Raw genomic sequence first — 21,443 nt, forward strand, 5'->3', positions numbered from 1 at the left:
CCTCGCGCGGGCTTCAACCGCTCGAGCCTCGACCGGCGGTTCGAAAAATCGCGCCGCGCGCCTCACGCCCACGCCCACGCCCACGCCCACGCCCACGCCCACGCCCACGCCGTCACCAACGGTAGCCCACTCCGCCGAAAATCACATCCGAGTCGCGGTCGTAACGGGTCAGCACGCGATTCCAGGCGAGCCGTGCCTCCCAGTGATCGGTCAGACGATACGCGCCCGCGACCGTCACGAGGCCGGAGAACGTGCCGGCCCCCGAGCCCGAGTCCAGGCTGTGCTCGTTCGCATTGCCGTTGATCGCGTAGTACACGCCGAGGCCGGCCGCCAGCGTGACCTTGTCGTCGAGGAATGCGCGGGTGGCCCACAACTGGCTCGTCATGCCGTCGCGGCGCGTCTCCCGGCTGCTGCCTTCGTGAAGATAGCCGACCGTCACGTCGAGATACTTCGCGAGGCCGCGCCGGTATTCGATCGCGCCGCCCAGCGCGGTCGGCGAATCGCTCGAGTTGATGATGGTTTGGCCCAGGTAGACGGCCACTTCGTTATGCGTGACCGGGTGGGCGCTGTCGCTTGCCCCGTCGCTTGCCCTCTCGCGCGGACCGGGCGTGGCCGGCGCATCGAGCTGATAGCCGACGCCCATCATCACGCCGGCCGAGTCCGGCCCGCGCTGCACGTGCACGCGATTCAACTGAAGTTGCGTGATCCACCGGTTCGACGCGTAGTACGCGGCGCGCACGCTATACACGACGCCCCAGCCGTGCGTGTCGGCATAATTTCCGCCTTGCTCGGCGGTGGTCGTATCGAAGTAACGGTAGGGGCCGATGCCCGCCTGCAGCACGAATCGCGGGCTGCCCACGGGAATGCGCCCCCATAGCTGGATGGTCTGGCCGTCGCGGTGATGGCCTGGGATGTGGCCTTCGTTGAGCCATGTGAAGCTGGCGGCGAAGTAGCGCCCCAAGCCTTCCTGATAGTTCAGCGCCCAGGTGTAGGTGTTGGTGCTGCCCGCGCGCGAGCCGCCGCCGAACAGCGAGAATTCCTGCGCGAGACCGACCGTGGATACGGACAACAACAGGAAACCGGCAATGGAGCGCGCTGCGTTGAACCCGCGCCTACAGTGAACAGCGCGATTGAGATGTCGCATGCTGCCTGCCTCTGTGGGTAAGCCCTTTATCGCCACAGGCCGTGTATGGCTGCCGGCCTTTTATTCGACAACTCACCGGTGTGCCGCCCGAGTGCGGACACCGGCCGGAACCGGCCATCGTTGAACACTGCCTGTCATGCTAGCAGACCTGCCGCGGCAACGTTGCAGCCGCAACGACGGCATCGCAACGGGCAAAGCACACGGGCAAAATTACCGGCAGCCGGTTCAAAAGCCAATCGTCCGGCGAATTTCTTCTTTCGTTCACGCCCGCACTTCAGCCGGCGCGAATCCCGCCGTTTACCAATACATACGGAACCTTACGACGCACCGGCCAACCCTCGAAAAAAGGGGTGCGCCATTCGACGTGCGTCGCCCAAGTCAAACGGAGAGAGTATGTTCGTCGCAATCGGCTGGATCCTCGTGCTGGGGTCCGTCCTGGGCAGTTTTCTAGGCGTGGGCGGGCATTTGCCGGCGCTCATTCAGCCGTTCGAATTGCTCTGCATTTTCGGCGCGGCGATCGGTGCGTTCGTCGTGAGCAATCCGACTTCCACGCTGAAGAAAACCCTCAAGGCGATCCCTTCATGCTTCAAGGGCGGCGGCTATACCAAGGCGAAATACCTTGAACTGATCGCGCTGCTCTACGAACTGCTTCAGAAGGCGCGCAAGGAGGGCATGATGTCGCTCGAAGCCGACGTCAACGCCCCGGAAGAAAGCGTGATCTTCCAGAAGTATCCGCAGATTCTCGGCGACCATCATCTGCTCGACTTCATCGTCGACTATCTGCGCATGATGTCCGGCGGCAACGTCAACGTGCTCGAAGTGCAGGACCTGATCGACGAGGAACTGGCCACGCATCACGCGGAAGCGTCGATCGCGGCCAACGCGATCCAGAAAATGGCCGACGGCCTGCCCGCCTTCGGCATCGTCGCCGCGGTCATGGGCGTGGTTCACACGATGGGTTCGGTCGGCGCGCCGCCCGCCGTGCTCGGCGAAATGATCGCCGGCGCATTGGTCGGCACGTTTCTCGGCATTCTTCTCGCGTATGGCTTCATCGGCCCGCTCGCCGACCTGCTCAATGCGAAGGCCCGCGCGGAAGCCAAACCGTATCAGTGCGTGAAGGCCGTGCTGCTCGCGTCGCTCTCGGGCTACGCGCCGCCGGTGGCCGTCGAATTCGGCCGCAAGGTGCTGTTCACCGCGGACCGTCCGAGCTTCCAGGAACTCGACGACGCCGTGCGCGCCACCAAGACGCCGAAGCCGGCATCGGCCTCGGCCTGACCGGAGCGGCATGATGAGCGACAGAAAATCGCGCGGCTCGCAGGGCGAGACGCCGGCCCCGGTGATCGTGCGCCGCTCGAGGAAAGGCGGCGACCACGGCGCGCATCACGGCGGCGCATGGAAAATCGCCTACGCCGACTTCGTCACCGCGATGATGGCGTTCTTTCTGCTGATGTGGCTGCTCGGCTCCACGTCGAAGTACGACAAGCAGGGCATCGAGGATTACTTCAACACCCCGCTGTCGGCCATGCTCGGCGGCAACGACAGCACGGCCGCGGCGCGTCCCAGCGTGGTGCAAGGCGGCGGCCGCGACGTCTCCGATACGCGGCCCGGCGACGGCAAGAAAAGCCAGATCGAGCCGCCGGCCACGGCCGCGCCGACCGTGTCGCCCGCCGACGCGGCCCGCCTGCAGCAACTGAAGGCGAAGCTCACCGCGTTGATCGAGCAGAGCCCCACGCTGAAGTCGTTCAAGGACCAGATCCGCATTTCGATCACGAACGAAGGGCTGCGCATCGAGATCGTCGATTCGCAGAACCGGCCGATGTTTCCGTCCGGCAGTTCGAAGCTGCAACCGTACGCGGTGACGATCCTCACGCAGATCGGCGCGGCGCTCAACGACGTGGAGAACCGCGTTTCGATTGCCGGCCATACGGACGCGGTGATGTTCGCCGCGGGCCCGGAAGGCTATTCGAACTGGGAGTTGTCGTCCGAACGCGCGAACGCCGCGCGCCGCGCGCTGGTGGCCGGCGGCATGCATGCGGACAAGGTGCTGCAAGTGCGCGGGCTGGCGGACGTGCTGCCGCTGAATAGCCGCGTCACGGACGAACCGACTAACCGGCGCATCAGCATCCTCGTGCTGAACAAGGCCGCGGAGCTGGCGTTCTTCCACGACGGCGGACGCACCGCGATCGACGACAGCGTGCCGGCGAGTTCAGCCATTCCCACGGTGGCCGGGCGCTTGCAGCCGGTGAGCTTCACCCGCCGCTCGCCGTAGTCTTTTGCCGGCGTCCAGTTGTTCGCGGCTCCTCGGGCGCGCTTCTTGCGCCCTGTCCGGTGGACGTAAGCCGCCCTTTTTGCCGGGCGGCCTGCGCGAACCTTGGTGTGGCGGCGTTGCAATTGCGACGAGTTCACACGTAAATATGACAACGGGAGCAAACGTATGGACACCAATTCAGCACAAGGCGCGGTGAAGGAAGCCGCGGGCAAGGTTCAAGGCGCGGCCGGCGAGATGCTCGGCGACACACGCGAGCAGATGGCGGGCAAGGCCCGCGAATTGAGCGGCAAGGCGCAGCAGCTTTGCGCGAATACCACCAGTCTGTTACGCGAAACCACGGCTGAAAGCCCGTTCACCACGCTCGCGGTGGTCGCGCTCGCCGGTTTCGTGGCCGGCGCGCTGTGGTCGCACGGCGGCTCGCGGCGCGACTATTAGTCTCCTGGTCTCGCCGCTATTCGGCGGCTTCGATGAACGCCGGGCGGTCCGCCGTGAGCGATCGCCCGTCAGCCGTTTTTCCTGCGGCGCGCCGCGCCCATCTCCAGTTCCACCCACGCCGGCGCATGATCGCTCGCATGCGGCTCGCCGCGCACCCAGCGGTCGACGCCCGCATCGCGCAAACGCGGCGCGAGGTCCGCGCTCAGCAGAATGTGGTCGATCCGCAAGCCGGAGTTGGTGTCCCAATGACGGCGGAAATAATCCCAGAAGGTGTAGACGCGCTCGTCGCCGAAATGCGTGCGCAGCGCGTCGGTCCAGCCTTGCGCGAGCAGGCGCCGATAACGCTCGCGGCTTTCGGGTTGCAGCAGCGCATCCTTCAGCCATGAACGCGGATTGTAGATGTCCTCGTCGGTGGGCACGACGTTGAAGTCGCCGGCCAGCACCACCGGATGGCCGCTCCTGAACAGCTTCGCCGCATGCGCGATCAGATGGTCGAACCATGCGAGCTTGTAGTCGAACTTGGGGCCCGGTTGCGGATTGCCGTTCGGCAGATACAGGCAGCACACCAGCACGCCGCCCACGGCCGCTTCCAGATAGCGGCTGTGCGTGTCCTCCTCGAAACCGGGCAGGCCGCGGCGGCTTTCATGCGGGGCCTCTCCCTTCGACAGAATCGCCACGCCGTTCCACGCGCTCTGTCCTTGCCAGATGGCGCTATAGCCCGCTTCGCGCAGCGGCTCGACGGGAAACGCGCTGTCGAGCGCCTTGAGTTCCTGCAGGCACACGATGTCGGGTGCCTCCCGCTCGAGCCATTGCAATAGCGCCGGCAAGCGCGAACGGATTCCGTTGATGTTGAAAGTTGCAATTCGGAGCTTCGCCACGGCGTGTTCTCCCTGCAAGGCGATCTAGGCTGCCGCCGTATCGCACCACTCCATCGCCCATGACTTCGCGCAGGAAATGGCATCGGCTTCGTTCGAAAAGGCGTCGATGTCGCCGGAATCGTGCGAGCGGCAATGCCCGTTATCTTGCGGAACGTGCGTGATGCGGGCTCTCGCGTAGTAGTAGCCGTCTTCCGCATGGCGGGCGCGGCAGTCGATGTGGAAATGCCGGTAGTCGAACTGCATTCGCTCTCCTCTGAACGCGCTTGACCTCGTCAGCGGTAGCATCGCTTGTTCCTGGCCGTGCCTGGTCGTGCCTGAGCGGCCCGCGTCTCGCGCGCTGAAAGCGCGCCGCCGCGGGCCTCGCCCACTCAGTTCGGCACGTTCACCGCGCCATTGGCGACCGTGATCGCATTGGCGGCCGGGGTGGCCGCGATCGCCGGCAAGTTGGCCGTGGTGAGCGGCGGCGCGGCGCCGGCGGTGCCGCCGCGCGGCACCGTGTGAATCACCTGCGACGGCGGCAGCGGCGTGCCGCTCTTCAGATGACTCCACATCAGATTGAGCGCCTGAATATCGTAGTAGTGCAGCGGCACGAAGCGCGTATCGAAGCCGGCCACGCCGAGAAACGCATCGAAATGCTGGGCGTTCGTCACTTCATAGAACGACAGCTTGCTTGCGCCGCCCTCGGTCAACTGATTGAGCCCGAGGTACGGACGCGATGCGTGGTTGATCGGCACGAGCGCATCGGCGCGACCCTGCACGATGATCGCGGGCTTGCCGTGCAGATTGGCGTTGACGCGCACCGCCTCCACGCTGTTGGTCAACGTGCCGTTGGTCCACAGCGTACGCAGGCAGGCCGCGCCGGCGTAGCTGGCGTCGGCGGTCGCGAGCCGATGATCCGCGGCTCCCGTCGCCCCCGCGTTGAAGACGAGATTGACGCCGTTGGTGGGCGGCACGCCGTTGCCGTTGCCGAATACCGTGAGCATCGGCGAGACCGCCGGCGTCACGCCGGCCGCACCCGTCGAACTGGTGGTGCCTAAGCTGAAGTTGCAGAGGTTGTCCGTGACGCTCGAACGCGCGTACGCGTTCGCATAGGTCACGGCGACGGCCGGCACCGCTTGCGAATCCCACATCGGCGCTTGCAGCACATCGGAGTCGGTCTGATAGCCGTTCTGATGCAGCAGCGCGAGCGCGTTGGTCGCCTGGGTCGCCACGTCGCCGCCGGTGATGATGCCGGCGCTCGCCAGCGACGCGCATCGCGCGCTGCGAATCGCATTGGTCGTGGCCAGCGGCAGCGCGCTCAGATAGGGCGCGCCGGTTGCGGCCGGCGCGAGCGCCGCGCACGGCTGCAAGGTGTTGGCGAGCGTGGTGTAGTCGGCGAGCGGCTTGCCGATCGCCCCGACCGGCGCGCCGCCCTGCGTGACCGACACCGAGGCGGGCAGTCGCAAGTTGATCTGCGGTTCGCCGACCACGACCGCGGTGATCAGGCCGGACGTATCCTGCTCGGCCGCCGCGAGCGACGCGCCCCCGCCATTGCTCACCGACGCCGCGATGGTCGTGATGCTGCCGCTCGCATAACGCACCGTGTGCGCCGAGCCGTTGAGCGGACCATACGAATCGTTGAGCGCCCAATAGGCGAACTGGATGGCTTGCAGCGTGTTCTTGCCCCAGTCCTGCTCCGGGTTCTGCTGCGAATGCGCATGCTTGAACGCATAGCGATTCGGGAACTGGCTATTGAACGTGGCCAGATCGACATTGCCGAGGTTCGCCGTGAAGAGGCTCGCCTTGCCCGCGGCGCCCGCGTCCGCGAGCGTGCCGTCGATCAAGGTGACGCGGTTGGTCGACAGTTCATGCGCGCCGTTGCCGCCGCCCTTGTCGGTGTAGGCCACCGCGCAGCCGCGCTTGAGGCCCCACTCGCCGGCCGCGGAAATCGCGCCGTATACGCCCCGCGAACCGGATGACGTCGCCGTGACGATGCACGGCTGATCCGCATTGAAGCTCGCCGGTATCTGCACGAGCATGCTGACGTTCTGCTTGCCGCTGCCGTCGTCGGCGAATGCGAGGTATTCCTTGCCGGCGATCTTGCCTTCGCCCAGCGTGTCGTTGCCGTTCAGGTCGACATTGGGTCCCCAGAAGCGTCCATAACCGCCGTTCGCCGTCATGTCGACGAGCGCGCGATAGTTCGACCAGATCGCAAGCCGCCGCAGCTCGGCGGCGCTCGGCTGCGCCGGGTTGGCGATGGCCGGCGCGGTGGCCGACGCGAGGCCGGTCTTGCCGAGGCCCGCTGTCAGCAGATCGTCGGCGTTGCCGTCGTAGGATTGGGTTTTCACCGCGCTCTTGATGAAGCTCGGCAAGACGTTGGCTTGCGGAGGCTTGACGTCGTCGTCACCGCTGTGGCAAGCGGTCAGAACGATAACGGCCGCCACGCCCGTGGCGATCGCCCGCGCCGGTGAGCCGGACTGTAGCGCCGGCGTGACTCTTTTTCGTGAAGTCATCTTTGCTGTCTCCGTGATTTTTTCATACGGTTGAAGACGCAACGGCACCGAACATGCTACCTGCCGTGTGTCGGATCGCGCGCGTCGGATACCGGCGCATCGCCAGCGTGCATGCACCTTTGAATGGAGTCAACTGAACGTCATGTCTTCGAATAAGGAATGTCAGGATTCGGGCGACAAGAACGCCACCCCACGTCGACCCGCGCGACGCCGCTTTCTGCAATCGGCTGCCGCGGCCGCCACGGTCGGTGCGGCGCCGCACCTTCGCGCGCAAGATCAATCGCCGTCCGCACCGCCCGCGCAAGCTCGCGACGCCGTACCGCCGCGCCCGGTCACGTTGACGATCAACGGCCGCGCTTATGCGCTACGACTCGAACCGCGCGTGACCCTGCTCGATGCGCTGCGCGAATACGCGGGGCTGATGGGCACCAAGAAAGGTTGCGACCGCGGGCAGTGCGGCGCCTGCACCGTGCTCGCCGACGGCCGCCGCATCAACTCGTGCCTGACGCTCGCCGTCATGCATGAAGGCGAGCACATCACGACGGTCGAGGGGCTCGCCGCCAACGGCGCGCTGAGTCCGATGCAGCGCGCCTTCATCGAACACGATGCTTTCCAGTGCGGTTACTGCACACCGGGTCAGTTATGTTCCGCGACGGCCCTGCTGAGCGAATTCCGCGACGGCGCGGCCAGCACCGTGACGGCCGATGTGCGCCGCCGCCCTGCTCAATTTTCCGACGACGAGATTCGCGAGCGCATGAGCGGCAATATTTGCCGTTGCGGCGCCTACGCGAACATCGTCGCCGCGGTGCGCGCGGTGCATGAAGGCGGTAGCCAGAGCGGCAGCGCCGCGAGCGATGGCAACGGCACCGGCAACGCCTGACGGAGCGACCAGCATGGATGCAATCTCTTACGAACGCGCCGGCGATATCGCCGGCGCGGTGCGCGCGGTTCAGCAACCCGGCGCGGTGTTCATCGGCGGCGGCACGAATCTGCTCGATCTGATGAAGGGCGGCGTGACGCGGCCCGTGCGGCTCATCGATATCACGCATATTCGCGGACTCGATACGATCACGACGCTCCCCGACGGCGGCATCCGCATCGGCGCGCTCGTGCGCAACAGCGATGCGGCGAATCATGCGCTGGTGCGCGAGCAATACCCGCTGTTGTCGCAAGCATTTCTGGCGGGCGCATCGGCGCAACTGCGCAATATGGCGACGGTCGGCGGGAATCTGCTGCAACGAACCCGCTGCGGCTACTTTTACGACACCGCCTTCACGCAATGCAATAAACGCACGCCCGGCAGCGGGTGCGCCGCGCTCGACGGCCACAATCGCACGCACGCGATTCTCGGCGCGAGTGCGCAATGCATCGCCGTGAACCCGTCGGATATGAGCGTGGCGCTTGCCGCGCTCGATGCGGTGGTGCGCGTGAGCGGCCCGGCAGGCGAGCGGACCATTGCGTTCGCCGATTTTCACCGGCTCCCCGGCGATCGGCCCGAGCTCGACACCACCTTGCAGCCCGGTGAATTGATTACCGCGGTGGATCTGCCGCCAGCGCTCTTCAGCGCGCGTTCGCATTACCTGAAAGTGCGCGACCGGGCCAGTTATGCGTTCGCGCTCGTCTCGGTCGCCGCCGCCTTGCAGATGGACGGCGAGCGCGTGAAGACCGCGCGTATCGCCTTGGGCGGCGTCGCGCATAAACCGTGGCGCGCGAGCGCCGCCGAACAGATGCTCGACGGCCGGCCGCTCACGCAAGCGACGCTGCGAGACGCCGCCGCCGCCGCGCTGCGCGATGCGCGGCCCCAACACGACAACCGTTTCAAGGTGCAGCTCGCGCAACGCGCGATCGTGCGCGCGGTGAACCAGGCCGCTGGCCGTGCCGGAGGTGTCGCATGAATCTGATCGGACAACCGTTCGACCGCACCGACGGTCTGCTCAAGGTAACCGGCGAGGCGCGCTATGCCGGCGAGTTTCCCGAGGCGCGTCTCGCGCATGCGGTGCTCGTCACCAGCACGATCGCGTGCGGCACGATTGCGTCGATCGACGCGGCCCGCGCGCAGGCGCTGCCCGGCGTGCTGCTCGTGATGACGTATCAGAACGCGCCGCGCCTGCCGAACGGCGGCAAGCCCGCGTTGGCGCCGCCGGCCGGCCGCCGCCTCTCGCTGCTGCAGGACAACGAGGTTCACTACAACAACGAGCCAGTCGCGGTGGTGGTCGCGGACACGCTCGAACAGGCGACCGACGCCGCGCGTCAGTTGCGCATCGCTTACCAGGCGAGCCCGGCGATGCTCGATTTCACGCGGGCCAAGTCGAACAGCCATGCGCCGGACAAGCCGCAAGGCCGGCAGACCGATACGCGGCGCGGCAGCTTCGAGGACGGCATGCGCGGCGCGGCGGTGCACGTCGACGTGACCTACACCACGCCGATCGAGCATCACAATCCGATGGAACCGCACGCGACGATGGCGCGCTGGGACGGCCCGCAACTCACGCTCTACGATTCGACGCAAGGCGTGAGCGGCGCGGCGCAGGCGGTCGCCAAAACGTTCGGCATCGCGCCCGGCGACGTGCGCGTGATCTCGCCGTTCGTCGGCGGCGGGTTCGGTTGCAAGGGCTCGTCGTGGTCGCATGTGTCGTTGTGCGCGATGGCGGCGAAGCAGACGGGACGCCCGGTGCGGCTCGTGCTGCAACGGCCGCAGATGTTCGGCCCGGTCGGCGCGCGTCCGCGAACCGAGCAGCACCTGCTGCTCGCCGCGCGGCGCGACGGCACGCTGACCGCGATGCGCCACGACAGCATCTCGAACACGTCGACGATCGAGGATTGGACCGAGACCTGCTGCATGGTCACGCGCATGCTGTACGCGGTGCCTAATCAGATCACCACGCACCGGCTCGTGCAGTTGAACCTCGGCACGCCGACCTTCATGCGCGCCCCCGGCGAAACGACCGGCTCGTTCGCGCTCGAATCGGCCATGGACGAACTCGCGGCGGCGTTGAACATGGACCCGCTCGCGCTGCGCATGAAGAATCACGCCGACGCCGATCCGCAGGAAAACAAGCCGTGGTCGGGCAAATCCTTGCGCGAGTGTTACCAGATCGGCGCGCAGAAGTTCGGCTGGTCGCGGCGCAGCGGCGCGCCCCGCTCGATGCGTAACGGCAATACGCTGATCGGCATGGGCATGGCGACCGCCACGTATCCGGCCAACCGCAGCGAAGCCGCGGCGATTGCGCGGATTCTGCCGGACGGCACCGCGATGGTCGCCTCCGGCACGCAGGACATCGGCACCGGCACCTACACCGTGATGACCCAGGTGGCCGCCGACGCGCTCGGCTTCGCGCCCGAAAGCATCCGCTTCGCGCTCGGCGATTCGTCGCTGCCTCGCGCGCCGGTGTCGGGCGGCTCGCAATCGGCGGCGAGCGTATCGCCGGCCGTGCGCGACGCCGCGAGCCAGGCGCGCAGCCAGTTGATCGCACTGGCGCTCGCGGATCAGGCCTCGCCCGTGCACGGCCTCGCGCTCGACGACGTCACCGTGGAAAACGGCTGGGTGATGAGCCGCTCACAGCCGGCGAAGCGCGATCCGGCGGCGGCGATCATCGCGCGCTCGGGCGGCAAGCCGATCGAGGCGGCCTCGAGCGTCAAGCCCGGCGACGAGAAGCAGAAGTACTCGTTTCACTCGTTCGGCGCGGTATTCGTCGAGGTTCACGTCGACGCGGATCTCGGCACGATCCGCGTGCCGCGGGTCGTCGCCGTCTACGACGTGGGCCGCGTGCTCAACGAGAAGACCGCGCGCAGCCAGATGCTGGGCGGCATCGTGTGGGGCGTGGGGGCCGCGTTGCAGGAGGAAAGCTCGCTCGATACGCGCACTGGACGCTTCACCAACGCGAATCTCGCGGAGTACCACGTGCCGGTGAACGCGGATATCGGCTCCCTCGACATTACCTTCATTGACCGGCCGGATCCGTATATCAACTCGCTCGGCGTGCGCGGCATCGGTGAGATCGGCATTACGGGCGTGCCGGCGGCGATTGCGAATGCGGTGTTTCACGCGACCGGCGTGCGCGTGCGCGATTTGCCGATCACGCTCGATAAGGTGATGGGGCAGGTGCGGGTTTGAAGGGATGCTTTCGCGCTTGCCTCGTCATGCGTTGCAACGCACAATCGGTTTCATCCTTTCTCCCGGTGCCCGCTCATGGCCTATGCCTCGCTCGCCACTGGCGTGTTGCTCGCCGCCGGTCTCGGCTCGCGCTTCGACCCGGACGGCATGCACAACAAGCTGCTCGCGCGCATGCGCGACGGCACGCCGGTCGCGCATGAAGCCGCGCATCGGCTGCTCGCGGTCGTGCCGCGCGTGGTGGCCGTGGTGCGGCCCGGCTCGGACGCCCTTGCGCGCCTGCTGAACGACGCCGGCTGCGAGGTGGTGTTCGCCCCGGCCGCCGAGCGCGGCATGGGCGCGAGCCTCGCCGCGGGCATCGAGGCGAGCGACGACGCCGAAGGCTGGATCGTCGCGCTCGCCGACATGCCGCGCATCGCCGTGACGACGATCGAAGCGCTCGCGCGTGCGCTGGATGGCGGCGCGTCGCTGGTCGCGCCGTTTTACGAGGGGCAACGCGGGCATCCGGTCGGCTTCGGCGTCGCGCACCGCGATGCGCTGCTGAAGCTCGACGGCGACGCGGGCGCGCGCTCCCTGTTGATGTCGCAGCATGTCACGCGGCTGGACGTCGACGATCCGGGCATCTTGCGCGATGTCGATACGCCGGAAGATTTGCGCAACGTGTAGGCGGCGTGGCCGCGATGCTGGTGCGCAGACGACTGCCGGCAGCCCGGCGCGCCCAGGCATGCGCCTTGCGCTCATCAGATGTTGCGCAAGCCGTCCCGATTCCGCCTAAGCTGAGGTGACATCGCGATTTGCGCCCACGCTTACGCCTCGAATGCGGCCCCGCGCGTTCGACACCACCACACGTCCATGAGCGAAACCAGCCGACGCCTCTTCATCGTCTCGCCCCATTTCGACGACGCCGTCTTCAGTTGCGGCGCGTTGCTCGCCGCGCATCCCGACGCGGCGGTCTGCACGGTGTTCGCCGCGCCGCCCGAGCAGCAGATGCATACCGAATGGGATGAAAAGTCGGGCTTCGCGAACGCGCATCAGGCCATTCACGAACGCACGCTCGAAGACAACCGCGCGCTCGAGCTACTCGACGCGATTCCGTTGCGCATGCCGTTTCGCGACGCCCAGTATTCGGACTCGCCGTCGATCAGCAGGATGGCGGCGGCGCTGGAGGAAACCATCTATCGCTCGACCGCGAACACCTTGCTGATGCCGCTCGGCCTGTATCACGACGACCACGTGCGGGTGTTCGAAGCCTGCTGCGAAATCCTGCCGCGCCTGTCGCATCTGACGTGGTTCGGCTATGAGGAAGCGATTCACCGGCGCACGCCCGGCGTCGTGCAGGCGCGGCTCGCCGATCTCGCGCAGCGCGGCATCGTCGCGACGCCGGCGCATCCGAGCGCGGGGCACACCATCGACGTTCAGCGCCGCGCGCTGCTCAAACGCGAAGCGGTGCTCGCCTACGAAAGCCAGTTGCGTGCGTTCGGCGCGGGCAATTACGACGACGTGTTCGCCACCGAGCGTTACTGGCAGTTGAGCGTGGGCCGCCGCTTGAAAAAGTAGGCGGCGCCATGCACGCCGGATCGCCTACGATTGAAGGAAATGGCCGGCGCGCATTTCATCGCCGGCCACGCCTTCTTTTCCACTCACAGGTGGTGCAATGAGCTACGACATGCATACCAGCCCGATTCCCGATCCCAACGCCGATCCGACCCGCGACCCGGAAGCCGATCCGCTCGTGCCGCCGTCGCCGGGGCATCACACCGATGAGCCGCAGCAGCCCGAGGGACCGCCGGACAAAGACCCGGTATGAGGATTGGCGCCGCGGTGGGCTTGACGCATGAATTGGCGCGAGGCCGAAGCGTGAATCGGCGCCGAGCCGAAAGCGGCCCGGCGCCTGAACCCGAGCCGCCCCCGATCAGCGCATGAGATCGGTAAAGCCCTGCAACAGCCGGTCGATGTCGGCGGCGTGGAGGTTGCCCATCGTCGAGATGCGGAACAGTTCCGCCGACAGCCCGCCCTGCCCCGCATAGATGACGAAGCCGCGCGCCTTGAGCGCGTCGTGCAGTTGCGGATACGACACGCCGGCCGGCAAGCGATACGCGCGCAGCACCACCGACGATTGCTCCGCCGGCAACACGCTGCCGATACCCCGCTCGGCGAGACCCGCGCGCGTCTGCTCGGCGAGCGCGGCATAGCGCGCGTGACGCGCGTGCCAGCCGCCTTCGTCGGCCAGTTCGCGCAACGCCTCGACGAGCGCGTAGTACGCATGCACCGACGGCGTGAACGGCGTGTTGCGCTGATCCTGCAAACGCGCGAGACGCCCGAGGTCCAGGTAGTACGTGCGGCTCGCCGCCTGCGCAAGCGCGGCGCGCCGCACCAGCACGAACGACGCGCCCGGCACGCCGTGCAGGCATTTGTTCGCCGTCGCCGCGACCGCGTCGAGGCTCACGTCCGCGAAATCGATCGCTTCCGCGCCGAAGCTGCTGACGCCGTCCACCAGCAAACGCAGACCGCGTGCGCGGCACAGCGCGGCGAGCGCCGGCAGATCGTTCAGGCGGCCGGTGGTGGTTTCGTGATGGATCACGGCGAGGTGCGTGAACGCCTTGTCGGCGTCGAGCCGTTCGGCGATTTTCGCGAGATCCGGCGCCTGCATCCAGTCGTGCTTCAGCGATTCATGCGCGATGCCGTATTGCGTGGCGATCTGCGCAATGCGTTCGCCGTACACGCCGTTTTCCACCACCAGCAGCTTGCCGTTTTGCGGCACCAGCGCGGCGGTCATGCTCTCGACGGCGGCCGTGCCGGAGCCGGTCATCAACACCGCCTGCCATTCGCTCGCGTTCAGACCGTACAGATCGACCAGACGCGTGCGGGCTTCTTCCTGCAAGTCGAAAAACTCGCTTTCGCGGTGGCACAGGTCTGTCTGCAGCAGGCTGTTGCGAACGCGTTCGGTGAGCGTCACCGGGCCGGGATTGAGCAGCAGCATTCGCGGACTCCTTAAGCGGCGCCGATGTGGCGCATCAGGCGCGTTTTCACATCGGGCGGGGTGATGGTGGGACGCGGCAGGCCGTCGGGCGTGCCGCGGCGAATCGCGAGACGCGCGAAGCGCGGGCCGTGCGGCGCCGGTGCCGCGTCGAACAACTCGTCGATCACGCTCGGGTCGTCGCTTTCAATCGCCGACGCATAACCGCACGCCGCCGCCACTCCCGCAAACGAAACTTGCGACGATACCGTCGCCTGACCGCCGGTCGAGTCGTGCGCGCCGTTGTCGAGCAGCACGTGCGTGAGATTCGACGGGCCGTACGCGCCGAGCGTCGCGAACGCGCCCATGCGCATGAGCGCCGCGCCGTCGCCGTCGAGCGCGACCACGTGCAGGTCGGGACGCGCGAGCGCGAGGCCCAGCGCGAACGGCGTCACGCAGCCCATCGAGCCGACCATGTACAACTGGTTCGGACGGTCGTCGATCGCATACAGCTCGCGGCCGCAAAAGCCGGTCGACGCCAGCACCACCGTCGATTCGAGCGGCGTATGCGCGATAACCTTCTTCAACGCCTCGTGACGTGAAGCCAATTCGCTCGCGGCCACGTTCCTGAACTGCGAACGCGCCGCCGCCGGCACGCGGCGCGCGCCCGCGCCAGCGTCTTTCAACTCGTACGGCGCCACGCTGCCCTTTTGCATGACGAGCGCGTACGGGCGGCCGGTTTCATTCATATGCGCGATGGCGCGATCGAGCGCCGGGCCGATCGCGTCGGCCTCGGTCGGGAACGTCTCCCAGGGAATCTCCATCGTCTCCAGCATCGCGGGCGTGACCGGGCCCATCAGCGCGTGCTGCGGTTCGTCGGCGACGCCGGGCTGGCCGCGCCACGTGACGATCAGCAATTGCGGCAAACGGAAGGTCCAAGTGAGCGAGGTCAACGGGCTCACCGCGTTGCCGAGCCCGGAGTTCTGCATCATCGTGATGCCGCGCCGGCCGTTGCGTGCGCCGAGCGTGACGCCCGCGATCAGCGCGACCGCGTCGCCCTCGTTCGCCGCCGACACGTAGTGCAGCGATTCGTCCTGCAACACGTAATTGATGAACGGCGTCAGATACGAACACGGCACGCCCGCATACCAGTCGAAGCCGCGTTCGCGCGCCGCCTCGACGAACTGTGCCGCCTCGATCATTGCGCGGCTCCGCCGGTTGCGTCCGCGGCCTTGTTGCCCGCCGTTGCCGCGAACGGCGCTTGCGCATGCGCGAAATCGCCGGCGCGACGGAAGTCTTCCAGGTCGTTCACACCGCGCCAGTGGCCGTGCACGTATTGCACTTCGATCGATTCACCGGCTTCGATCAGCGCGTTCAGCAGCGCGGGCATGTCGAGCGAATCGAAATCCGGACGCGCCTGCAACTGGCCGAGCACCGCTTGCAGACGCTCGCGCCCTTCGCCGCGCACGTTCAGCAAACCCACCCAGCGGCCGTGCGGCGTTTGCGAGGCGATCGCGGACGAAGCCTCCTGCCCGCTCGACACATGACGCAGCGTGACCTTGTTGCCGAACAGGCCGCGGTCGTCGGCCGCCGAGCACCATGCAAAATCGCGCACGCTGGCGTTTTCCGCGTCGGTCAGCGACGAATCCACCACCACGCTGAACGCCGCTTCGCTCTCCACGAGGTCGCGCAGGATATAGCTGCGGAACAGCAGGTCGCCGTAGGAGATCACGGTGTCGCCCGCGAGTTTGTCGCCCTGGACCGCGCAAGCGAGCGACGCCAGTTCGCCGGTTTGCGCATGCCGTTCGTTGACGACCAGCTTGATGCCCGCCGTGTCGATCGCGTCCGCGCGATAACCGCCGACCACCGTGATGTCGTTTACACCCTGCTTCTTGAACGCATCGACGAGCCAGCGCAGCAGCGGTTTGCCGGCGATCGGCAGCATGACCTTCGGACGGTCCTCGGTGACGGCTTCGAGGCCCGCGCCGCGGCTCGCCGCGAGCACCACCGCCGAACCGGCCGCGCGGCCGCTCGTCAGATAGCGGTCTTCGGCTTCCGAGTATTCGTCGGCGTCTTGCAGGCGGAAAATTTCGTTGACGGCGGCAATGCTGTCCTCGACGTTCACGAGCGTCTGGCTCGAATGAATTTCCTTGGCGACGGCCTGCATTGCCGAGGTGGCCGCGCGAATCAGGTGATTCGCCCAGATCACGGTGCTGATGCCGGCTTCGCGGAATACCTCGGTGGGCGTGCTGTAGTACTTGGTCGGCACGATCACGAGCGGACCGCGGCCGGCCCATTCGCGCGCGAACTCCAGGATTTCGTCGGGACGCGAGAGCTTGCTGTGAATCAGGATCGCGTCCGCGCCGGCGCGGCGATAGGCTTCCGCGCGACGCAGCGCTTCGTCCATGCCCCAACCGGCGATCAACGCCTCGACGCGCGCGACGATCGAAAAGTTTTCGTCCGACTGCGAGTCCTTGCCGGCCTTGATCTTGCCGCAGAACTCGTCCATGTCGGCGAGCGGCTGCGCTTCGCCGTTGATGAAGCTATTGGTCTTGGGAAATTGCTTGTCCTCGATACACACGCCGGCGATGCCGCGCTGTTCGAGTTTGCGCACCAGACGGCGCACGTTGTTGAAGTTGCCGTAGCCGGTGTCGCCGTCGAGCAGAATCGGCAGGTCGCTGGCGTCGGCCATGAATTCGAGGTTGTCGACGACTTGCGTCCAGCTTGCTTCGTTATTGTCGCGTACGCCGAATTGCGCGGAGATGGCGAGGCCGGAGCCCCAGATGGCTTTAAAGCCGGCTTCGCGGACAATGCGCGCGGAGAGGCCGTTGTGCGCCTCCATCATGAATTCGAGTTCGTTGCTGACCAGCATCTGGCGCAGGCGCGCGCTGCGGGAAGCGGAAACGAATGCGGGTTCGCGGGCGTTCATGTTCTGTTCTCTCCTGTGGCGGGCTTATTGGTGCTGTTTTTTGCCCGGCTGTCGGCCGGAAAATGGCGACTATAGCGGAATTTTTATTTATTTGTCTTTTTGATGACAGAGCGCATGTTCCGTTGCGCTTACGTGGAAAACTGTGTCGTTTTTTGCGCCCGTGCGGTGACCCGGACGGTGCCCCGGACTTTGGGTTTTGTTGGCGTTTTGTGGAGACTTGATGCAAGCCGCGCCAGTCCTCCGATTAAGGGTTTGTCCATTCATCCTTTTTTGGCGGGCGAATTATTCGCCCATTTCCAATATCGCATTTAATTCGCGGTTTTCATTAACTTTTCAATGCGCTGGCGCCCGTGACTTGAAACTCGAAAATACCCGGAGCAACCCGCTCCAAGCGGAAAAAACGTATAACCGCCAATGCGTTCAATGCCGTAAAAGCGCCAATTTATTCAGACGAATAAAAACGCGAAACAGCGGGTTTCCCCTCACTGCGGATAGCAGGCCATTACGCCGTAAACAGAGTGAGCGACAAACCATCCGCGGCCAGCGAACACGCGGAGCCGACCTCTGACCGACCACTGTGCGAAAGCAAAACCCATCGCTATGACTCTGAACAAAAAACTCGCTTCCATGATCGCCATCCTCTGGATCGGCCTGATTCTGATCGGCGGCTTCGGCGCATGGCAAAGCCGCGCCTCGATGATCGCGGACCGCCGCGATCAGTTGACCGCGTTGATCGACCAGGCCAACCACATCGTGGCCCGCTACCACACGCTCGCCCAACAGCACGCGATGTCGGAGGAAGACGCGAAAAAACAGGCGCTCGAAACACTCGCGTCGATGCGCTACGGCAAGGACGGCTACATCTCCATCAACGACTCGCAGCCCGTCATGCTGATGCACCCGTTCAAGAAGGAGATGATCGGCAAGAACCTCGCGCAATTCGCCGATCCGGCGGGCAACCATCTGTTCGTCGACATCGTCAAGGCGGGCAATCACGATGGCGGCGGCTTCGTCGATTACCTGTGGTCGAAGCCGGGCAGCGACCAGCCGGTGGCGAAAACCAGCTACTCGTTGCATTTCACGCCGTGGGACTGGTATCTCGTCACCGGCATGTACATGGACGACGTGCAGCGCGCGTTTTATGCGAATCTGCTGCGCTGGCTTCTCATCACCGTCACGCTCGGCGCGATCGCCACCGCCGCGATGCTGCTGGTGTTGCGCAGCATCCGCCGCTCGCTCGGCGGCGATCTCGAAGTCGCCGTGGAAGCCGCGCAACTGATGGCGCGCGGCAATCTCGCCGCACGCGTGCCGGTCGCGCCGGGCGACACGCAAAGTCTGCTGCATGCGCTGAGCACGATGCAGGCCGGTCTGGTCGACACCGTTTCGCGCGTGCGCCTGGGCACGGAAAACATCAACATCGGCGCGACCGAAATCGCCGCCGGCAACACCGATCTCTCGCAACGCACCGAGGAACAGGCGGCCGCGCTCGTCCAAACCGCGTCGAGCATGGACCAGATGACGGTCAACGTGAAGCAGAACGCGGACAGCGCGCAGCAAGCGTCGCAGCTCGCCGGTCAGGCCGCCGATGTCGCCACGCGCGGCAGCCGCGTGGTCGACGACGTGGTCCGCACGATGGGCGAGATCACCAGCAGCTCGCGGCAGATCGGCGACATCATCGGCGTGATCGACGGCATCGCCTTCCAGACCAACATTCTCGCGCTCAACGCGGCCGTGGAAGCGGCGCGCGCGGGCGAACAGGGGCGCGGCTTCGCCGTGGTCGCCGCCGAAGTGCGCAGCCTCGCGCAGCGCTCGGCCACGGCGGCGAAGGAAATCAAGGCGTTGATCGAGACCTCGACGCATACCGTGGAGGCCGGCGCGTCGCTGGTGTCCAACGCCGGCTCGACGATGGGCGAGATCGTGCAGTCGGTGCGCCGCGTCAACGAAATCCTCGAGGAAATCAGCAACGCGTCGCGCGAGCAGAGCGCGGGCATCGAACAGGTCAATCGCGCCGTCGGCGAAATGGATCAGGTCACCCAGCAGAATGCCGCGCTGGTCGAGCAGGCCGCCGCCGCGGCTCATTCGCTGAAGGATCAGGTGGGCGTGCTGCGCGAGGCGATTTCGAGCTTTGCGCTGCCGGCTTGAGGATAAATTTGGACGCTGACGGAGGTTAGCGGAAGCGCAAAGAAAGAAGGCGCTCGACAGCAGGGAGCGCCTCTTTAACACGCCGCGTCGGAGTTGACGCATTAATCGAACGAACGAGCCGCGCGGATTTTCAAGTCCGCGCGGCTTTTTTCATGCTGCTTGGGCGTGCGCGACGTGCCGCGCATCCACGATCGGCTTGCGGAGGCCTCGCATACAGATTACGTTCTGATTACAATCGGAGCGGCGGCGCCGGTTCGGGCGGCGCCGGTTCAGGCGGCGCTGGCCGATCCGCTGTTCATTGCTGTTTGTCTTTCAAAGATGCAAAGCCCATGACCCAGAAGAGGAAGTCCGAGCACGCACCCTACGCGCCCGTCGCGAAGAACCAGTTGCTGACCGCACGCCTGCCGATGTGGCGCTCGAAGCTCATCGTCCTGCTGGTGTTCGCGGCGTTCGCCTCGCTGGCGGGCCGCGCGTTCTGGGTGCAGGTGATGAACCAGGACTTCTACGTCGATCAAGGGCAAAAGCGCTATCAGCGCACCATCGAACTCGATGCGACACGCGGGCGCATTGTCGACCGCAATGGTTCGATGCTCGCGGTCAGTCTCGCGACCTATGAGATCTGGGCCTCGCCCAAACAGCTCGACGAGGCCGCGCTGCCGCCGCTCTCGAAGCTGCTCGATCTGCCGCTCGCGGAATTGCGCCGGCGTCTGAACGGCGACAAGAGCTTCGTGCTGCTCAAGCGCCAGGTGGATGCCGACACCGCCGGTCATCTGAACAAGCTGGGGCTTGCGGGCATCACGCAGATCGCGGATTCGAAGCGCTTTTATCCCGAAGGCGAGTCGGCGGCGCACGTGGTCGGCTTCACCGATATCGAGGACAACGGCCAGGAAGGCGTCGAACTCGCCGCCAACGAGCAGTTGCTCGGCGTGCCCGGTCATCGCGAGGTGATCCGCGACCGGCTCGGCCGCGTGGTGTCCGAGACCCGGCCGCTGGTGCCCGCGCAAAACGGCGCGACCATCCACCTGACGATCGACCGGCGCATTCAGCAACTCGCCTATGCGCAACTGAAGGAAGCCATTGCCAAACACCACGCCGAAGCCGGCAGCGTGGTCGTGCTCGATGCGCGCAACGGCGAGATCCTGGCGCTCGCGAACTATCCGAGCTTCGATCCGAACGACCGCGCCCGGCTGACCGGGCGGCAACTGCGCAATCGCGCGGTGGTCGACACTTTCGAGCCCGGCTCGACCATCAAGCCGCTGGTCGTCGCGCTGTCGATCGACGAGGGCAAGGTGCGGCCGCAAAGCGTCATCAATACCGCCCCTGGCTGGTACAAGATCGGCCCGGCGGTGATTCACGACACCTCGAACCACGGCATGATGACGGTCGCCGAAGCGGTGCAGAAGTCGAGCAATATCGCGCTCGCCAAGCTCGCGCTGAATCTGCCGGCCGAAAAGATCTGGACCAAATATCAGGAATACGGGCTCGGCTCGCGGCCCGATCTGACTTTTCCGGGCGTGGCGTCCGGCAAGGTGCGGCCGTACAAACGCTGGCGTCCGATCGAACAGGCGACGATGGCCTACGGCTACGGGTTGTCCGCTTCGCTGCTGCAGATGGCGCAGGTCTACACCGCCTATGCCGGCGACGGCACGATGCATCGCGTGAGTCTGGTGCGCGACGGCGCGGGTGCGGTCATGCAATCAGCGCAAACCGGCCATGCGGTCACGACGCCGGCTACCGCGCGCGCGATTCGCTCGATGCTGGAAATGGCCACCGGCGAAGGCGGCACCGGGCGCGCCGCGGCGGTGCCCGGCTACCGGATCGGCGGCAAGACCGGCACGGCGCGCAAGCAGGTGGGCGCGACTTACGCGAAAAACCGCTATCGCGCGCTTTTCGTCGGCATGGCGCCGATGAGCGACCCGCGGCTGATCGTCGCCGTGATGATCGACGACCCGGCGGGCAAGGCGTTCTATGGGGGCACGGTGGCGGGGCCGGTGTTCAGCGGAGTGACGGGCGGCGCGCTGCAGTTGCTCGGGGTGCCGCCGGATGCGCCGGGCGTTTGACAGATTCGTTAGCAATGATTTGACGGG

General features: G+C 66.1%; 18 protein-coding genes. 11 read left to right on the plus strand and 7 right to left on the minus strand.

The annotated features are described in order from the left end of the window. Positions 1–112: 112 nt before the first annotated feature. Positions 113–1,144, minus strand: a complete 1,032-nt coding sequence (locus ACOCG7_RS11970) for a hypothetical protein (RefSeq protein WP_114164253.1) — start codon at positions 1,142–1,144, stop codon at positions 113–115. 393 nt (positions 1,145–1,537) lie between these two features. On the opposite strand from ACOCG7_RS11970, the gene motA reads away from it, so the two are divergent. From motA to ACOCG7_RS11985, 3 genes are all read left to right on the plus strand, one after another. Further along, the gene (motA, locus tag ACOCG7_RS11975) at positions 1,538–2,419 is read left to right on the plus strand and encodes a flagellar motor stator protein MotA (RefSeq protein ID WP_073427260.1); all 882 of its coding nucleotides are present in this window, start codon (positions 1,538–1,540) and stop codon (positions 2,417–2,419) included. Positions 2,420–2,432: 13 nt separating this feature from the next. Then, positions 2,433–3,413, plus strand: a complete 981-nt coding sequence (gene motB / locus ACOCG7_RS11980) for a flagellar motor protein MotB (protein ID WP_083082942.1) — start codon at positions 2,433–2,435, stop codon at positions 3,411–3,413. 165 nt (positions 3,414–3,578) lie between these two features. Next, positions 3,579–3,848 carry a CsbD family protein gene (locus ACOCG7_RS11985; RefSeq protein WP_073427258.1) on the plus strand — a complete coding sequence of 90 codons (270 nt, stop codon included), beginning with the start codon at positions 3,579–3,581 and terminating at the stop codon, positions 3,846–3,848. 68 nt (positions 3,849–3,916) lie between these two features. Here the strand turns inward: ACOCG7_RS11985 and ACOCG7_RS11990 are convergent, their stop codons facing one another. The 3 genes from ACOCG7_RS11990 to ACOCG7_RS12000 all read right to left on the minus strand — a co-directional run bounded on the left by ACOCG7_RS11990 (position 3,917) and on the right by ACOCG7_RS12000 (position 7,218). Continuing rightward, a complete protein-coding gene (locus ACOCG7_RS11990) occupies positions 3,917–4,726 on the minus strand; it encodes an exodeoxyribonuclease III (RefSeq protein WP_083082943.1) in 810 nt (269 codons plus the stop codon). Between the two features lie 24 nt (positions 4,727–4,750). Next, positions 4,751–4,969 (minus strand): hypothetical protein, encoded by a 219-nt coding sequence (locus ACOCG7_RS11995; protein WP_073427257.1) that lies wholly within the window; start codon positions 4,967–4,969, stop codon positions 4,751–4,753. Between the two features lie 125 nt (positions 4,970–5,094). Next, positions 5,095–7,218 carry a D-(-)-3-hydroxybutyrate oligomer hydrolase gene (locus ACOCG7_RS12000; RefSeq protein ID WP_421375597.1) on the minus strand — a complete coding sequence of 708 codons (2,124 nt, stop codon included), beginning with the start codon at positions 7,216–7,218 and terminating at the stop codon, positions 5,095–5,097. Positions 7,219–7,360: 142 nt separating this feature from the next. Here ACOCG7_RS12000 and ACOCG7_RS12005 point away from each other — a divergent pair, with 142 nt between their 5' ends. The 6 genes from ACOCG7_RS12005 (at position 7,361) to ACOCG7_RS12030 (ending at position 13,136) form a co-directional block, all read left to right on the plus strand. Continuing rightward, positions 7,361–8,098: a 2Fe-2S iron-sulfur cluster-binding protein gene (locus ACOCG7_RS12005; RefSeq protein WP_154872578.1), complete on the plus strand. Its 738-nt coding sequence runs from the start codon at positions 7,361–7,363 to the stop codon at positions 8,096–8,098. Between the two features lie 13 nt (positions 8,099–8,111). Continuing rightward, entirely contained in the window at positions 8,112–9,113 is a 1,002-nt protein-coding gene (locus ACOCG7_RS12010; RefSeq protein ID WP_073427254.1) for an FAD binding domain-containing protein, read from the plus strand. After that, positions 9,110–11,332, plus strand: a complete 2,223-nt coding sequence (locus ACOCG7_RS12015) for a xanthine dehydrogenase family protein molybdopterin-binding subunit (RefSeq protein ID WP_421375600.1) — start codon at positions 9,110–9,112, stop codon at positions 11,330–11,332. Before ACOCG7_RS12010 ends, ACOCG7_RS12015 begins: the two co-directional genes overlap by 4 nt. Positions 11,333–11,407: 75 nt before the next feature. After that, a complete protein-coding gene (locus tag ACOCG7_RS12020; RefSeq protein WP_073427252.1) occupies positions 11,408–11,995 on the plus strand; it encodes a nucleotidyltransferase family protein in 588 nt (195 codons plus the stop codon). Between the two features lie 186 nt (positions 11,996–12,181). Beyond that, positions 12,182–12,886: a PIG-L family deacetylase gene (locus tag ACOCG7_RS12025; protein WP_073427251.1), complete on the plus strand. Its 705-nt coding sequence runs from the start codon at positions 12,182–12,184 to the stop codon at positions 12,884–12,886. 97 nt (positions 12,887–12,983) lie between these two features. Beyond that, entirely contained in the window at positions 12,984–13,136 is a 153-nt protein-coding gene (locus tag ACOCG7_RS12030; protein WP_167363266.1) for a hypothetical protein, read from the plus strand. 105 nt (positions 13,137–13,241) lie between these two features. On the opposite strand, the gene ACOCG7_RS12035 is transcribed toward ACOCG7_RS12030, so the two are convergent. Genes ACOCG7_RS12035 through aepX form a run of 3 tightly spaced genes read right to left on the minus strand, consistent with a single transcriptional unit; the run spans position 13,242 to position 17,214 of the window. Continuing rightward, positions 13,242–14,309 (minus strand): 2-aminoethylphosphonate aminotransferase, encoded by a 1,068-nt coding sequence (locus tag ACOCG7_RS12035; protein ID WP_073427250.1) that lies wholly within the window; start codon positions 14,307–14,309, stop codon positions 13,242–13,244. Between the two features lie 11 nt (positions 14,310–14,320). Further along, the gene (gene aepY / locus ACOCG7_RS12040) at positions 14,321–15,487 is read right to left on the minus strand and encodes a phosphonopyruvate decarboxylase (protein ID WP_073427249.1); all 1,167 of its coding nucleotides are present in this window, start codon (positions 15,485–15,487) and stop codon (positions 14,321–14,323) included. Next, positions 15,484–17,214, minus strand: coding sequence for a phosphoenolpyruvate mutase (aepX, locus tag ACOCG7_RS12045; RefSeq protein WP_083081290.1), 1,731 nt, complete (start codon positions 17,212–17,214; stop codon positions 15,484–15,486). The genes aepY and aepX overlap by 4 nt, the downstream gene beginning before the upstream one ends. Positions 17,215–17,814: 600 nt before the next feature. Between aepX and ACOCG7_RS12050 the strand changes: the two genes are divergently transcribed. Both ACOCG7_RS12050 and ACOCG7_RS12055 read left to right on the plus strand, forming a co-directional pair. Continuing rightward, on the plus strand, positions 17,815–19,356 hold the full coding sequence (locus ACOCG7_RS12050; protein ID WP_114164250.1) for a methyl-accepting chemotaxis protein: 1,542 nt from the start codon (positions 17,815–17,817) through the stop codon (positions 19,354–19,356). A 329-nt stretch (positions 19,357–19,685) separates the two neighbouring features. Further along, positions 19,686–21,416, plus strand: coding sequence for a peptidoglycan D,D-transpeptidase FtsI family protein (locus ACOCG7_RS12055; protein ID WP_421375605.1), 1,731 nt, complete (start codon positions 19,686–19,688; stop codon positions 21,414–21,416). Positions 21,417–21,443: the final 27 nt, after the last annotated feature.

Source organism: Paraburkholderia sp. DD10 (assembly GCF_049177125.1).
Lineage (GTDB): Bacteria > Pseudomonadota > Gammaproteobacteria > Burkholderiales > Burkholderiaceae > Paraburkholderia > Paraburkholderia terricola.